The 3,372-nt window shown below is 38.6% G+C and carries 3 protein-coding genes and 1 pseudogene; 1 reads left to right on the top strand and 3 read right to left on the bottom strand.

What is annotated here, in order from left to right; all coding sequences use genetic code 11:
* The first annotated feature begins 300 nt into the window (after nucleotides 1–300).
* Nucleotides 301–731, top strand: a pseudogene (tnpA, locus tag BM021_RS14695) (IS200/IS605 family transposase).
* Here the strand turns inward: tnpA and BM021_RS16400 are convergent.
* From BM021_RS16400 to BM021_RS14685, 3 genes are all read right to left on the bottom strand, one after another.
* Nucleotides 683–814, bottom strand: a complete 132-nt coding sequence (locus BM021_RS16400; protein ID WP_256207959.1) for a hypothetical protein — start codon at nucleotides 812–814, stop codon at nucleotides 683–685. The pseudogene tnpA and the gene BM021_RS16400 overlap by 49 nt on opposite strands.
* A gap of 333 nt (nucleotides 815–1,147) precedes the next feature.
* Entirely contained in the window at nucleotides 1,148–1,996 is an 849-nt protein-coding gene (locus BM021_RS14690) for a metallophosphoesterase family protein (RefSeq protein WP_090721724.1), read from the bottom strand.
* Nucleotides 1,993–2,925 (bottom strand): diacylglycerol/lipid kinase family protein, encoded by a 933-nt coding sequence (locus BM021_RS14685; protein WP_090721723.1) that lies wholly within the window; start codon nucleotides 2,923–2,925, stop codon nucleotides 1,993–1,995. Before BM021_RS14685 ends, BM021_RS14690 begins: the two co-directional genes overlap by 4 nt.
* Nucleotides 2,926–3,372: the final 447 nt, after the last annotated feature.

The raw sequence follows: 3,372 nt of genomic DNA, 5'->3' as shown, positions 1-3,372 counted from the left end.
GATGATTCTGAGGAAGCTGAGGCTTCTTCTCGCCCTCATTCTCGTGCAATTGCATTGGCCATTAATGAATGATGACGGAGCCAACCATCGTCTTACACTCGCCTACGCCTGAAAATAGAATTGTTCAGGGCTGACTACTTAAAAAAATTGGACCAAAGTTCTGAGCAATAGATAAATGGTGAAGTTCAATCCATTCTGCAAATTTAACAAACCAGCCTTTATTGTCCATCATAAGGTTAAAACCACCGACTTTAGCCGGTCAGCTTTAGCTGCGAGAATATGCCACACAGGAGGTGTGGCATGGATTATAGATATGGAAGTCATACGGTTTATCAAATTGAATACCATTTTGTATGGGTAACGAAGTATCGATATAAGATTCTGAAAGGAGAGGTATCAGAACGCATTCGAGAGTTGGTTCGTCAGACGTGCGAAGCATTTGAAATCAGGATTGTACAGGGTGTAGTGAGTAAGGATCATGTGCATATACTGGTGAGTTATCCTCCGGAGATGGCTCCGAGTGAGATCATGAGGCGGATAAAAGGACGAACATCGAGCTATCTGTTTGAAGAATTTCCACACCTGAAGAAGAAGTATTGGGAAGGCATTTTTGGGCACGAGGGTATTTTTGCGCGACAGTAGGTCAGATGACAGAAGAGATGATCAAACAATACTTGGAGCATCATTTTGAGCCAAATCCAAACGATAATTTTAAAATGGAGCCGGAATAAAACGCGTCGTTTAGTCGACGCGTATCCGGACTTTCAGTCCGTAACTCAAACCCACCGGCTTTAGCCGGTGGTTGTTTAGTCAATATTTGTTCCTACAATTAAATCAAAATTCGTAATTTTGTGATCTTTGTCTTAAAAGTAATCTAAATTTTTTACTAAATTTGTTTGATAAATGTGTGTAATATTACATTTATAAGAGTGATGAACAAAGTGGATATTAAATAATTAATTAGCCAATATATGCTAAGATTGAAATAATGTGACAAATTTGTGTCATGGTATGCTATAAATGATATTAATTATGGTTGTGTAACACTGATTCTGGCTGTGGCAAGCGGTGTAAGTTATTGTTATATATAGATAGTAGATTTGATAACAGTGCCTCATAATCCTCAGTCATTGCCTTGAGTATTCGGTCAGATTCTCCCCCTCTCAAAAGATGAATCGCAATTCCAACTTAAGGTGGAATCTCGGCTAAAACGGTGGATTTCTTTTGGGTTAAATTGGAACGCTAAATCCATGTCAAAACGGGTTAACGTAATGCTAGGAATCAGATCTGTATTTATTTTAATCATATTAAAAGAATTTGGAGCTCCAGCTCGAGTTCGCGACGAAAGGCAAGTACCAGCCACAGAAAGAATCATTTTCCGCTGAATATGCGGATAGCGAGCCTCAGATAAGCTTACATAAGGATCATGAATATGGCCGGAAACAATCATATCTACGTTATGGCGGTCAAAAAGAGCAATGGCATTATTGCGCCCCTTAAGCAGATTTTTATCATCAACATGTTTAGCACAGTCCATGGGATGATGAAATGCCACGATGCGTACTTTACATTGAGAATAGTTTTTCTGAAACTGCTTCTCAAGGTAGGAATTTTGAAAGTCACCTTGTATGTGCCGCCAAGGGCTGGTTGAATTTAAGCATGTGATACAGAGATCTTTCAAAACAATGTTTTGTTCTAGTTTTTGTTTAAATATGTTTTTATATCCCTTGTAGGGATGAAAAATGCGCGCGTAAATATTTACAAGTGGAATATCATGATTGCCTGGCACGGCAATCACAGCCGCTGGTCCAAGCTGATCAATGAAATCTTTGGCGGCATGAAATTGATTAGCCCGTGCTCGTTGAGTGATATCACCTGTCAGAAGAATTAAATCAGGTTGAATTTCCTTTAAAATGTTAAGTAGCCCATTTACCACATCTATACGAGTTGTCCCAAAATGAGGATCGGAAAGATGAGCTACTCGCAACAAACTCATTTTAAAGGCTCACTGGCCAATGATGCTTGGGTCGGTAAGACCATGTTGAGTGATTCAGGTAGAGCATTTATATGAAGAGGCGAATTCATTCTCATGGTTTCTCCATCCAGGGCAACTAAATTCGTAGGCTTGCGTGTATAAATAGTCAGAGAGTCAACGCAGAAAGAATCAACATTTTCTTCATCTTCTAGAGTTTTAAATATTCCTTTAAAAATAATTCTGGTAATTTCAGATTTAGTGATTGGTTTCATCATGACAACTGCTAAAAGATTGGCTTTCATACAATGAGCGACATTCAGGGCAAGATTTCGTAATTGCAAGGCATTATTACCAATAAAAATCATTGGAGTATATAGGGTTGTAAATTTATCCTTGCTCAGTAGATCTACTTTAAGTAAGCGGTGTTTGCTAAAAAAACTAAGAATCGTCGAAATAATAACTACTAACTGATGCCGACCAAAACGGTTGGTATTGCGTTCGCGATCTTTAATAGCTTTAGCATATAAACCTAAGCTAGCATTAATCAAAAAAACTTGCCCATTTACTAAACCTAATCTTACTGGCCGAGACAGTCCTGTCAGTGCTAGGCGAAATGCCGCCAGATGATCTTCAGGAATATTATGGGCACGTGCGAAAAAATTAAAGGTTCCGCAAGGCACAACGGCAAAGCGTACATTTTTCCCATATGCTGCCTGCGCAACACTACGAATTGTTCCATCACCTCCAGCTGCTATAACAACATCGCAGGTATTCAATGCCCGATCGGCGGCAATTCGACTTTGCTGTTCAAGCTCCTCAGGGCAATGTATTGTGTATTCGACAAGCTCATAATTAAGCTCCTCGCAAATTTTTTTAAATTCTTGAGTTAATGTTGAGCCTTTGCCAACTCCTGATTTTTCGTTAATGATAAGATGGGCACGCGGTCTCATAAGTAATTAGAGAGTTACTCTAAAAACTAATATGAGTTGTTATCGTATATTCGAGTTCCAGCCACGTTGAGTATTGGAAATTCTGATCATAATATGGGACAGAGAGAGCGGAGAATTATTTGTGTCACAGCACCGCATATGTGCTTATTTATTGAGGTCGTGTAATCTTGATTTTATGCTTGGCAAGCATAACAAATAATTGAATATTAATAATTACAATTTTACTAGCTGTGCCTTTAGGATTGTTTGGCATATTAGGCACATTTGAACATTTGTGTATTTATTCATTATGTGTGCTATATTTATTATTAACGTGAGTTCGACATAAGAAAAGCTGTAACAAGGAATCCGAATTCCTTATGATGAAACGATTATGAGAAAGAGCTTCATCACTGGAGGAGTCAGATTCCGATGGATACTATAGCGATTTTTTGTGCAATTGACGAC

It is taken from the genome of Nitrosomonas sp. Nm166, from assembly GCF_900112825.1.
Classification (GTDB): domain Bacteria; phylum Pseudomonadota; class Gammaproteobacteria; order Burkholderiales; family Nitrosomonadaceae; genus Nitrosomonas.
The sequence above is the reverse complement of the archived record's forward strand: the minus strand, read 5'-3'. Positions and strand labels throughout refer to the sequence as shown.

Coding starts and splice junctions, on each gene's coding strand:
- BM021_RS14690 (WP_090721724.1), bottom strand. CDS start 1,996: ATGAGTTTGTTGCGAGTAGCTCATCTTTCCGATCCTCATTTTGGGACA.
- BM021_RS14685 (WP_090721723.1), bottom strand. CDS start 2,925: ATGAGACCGCGTGCCCATCTTATCATTAACGAAAAATCAGGAGTTGGC.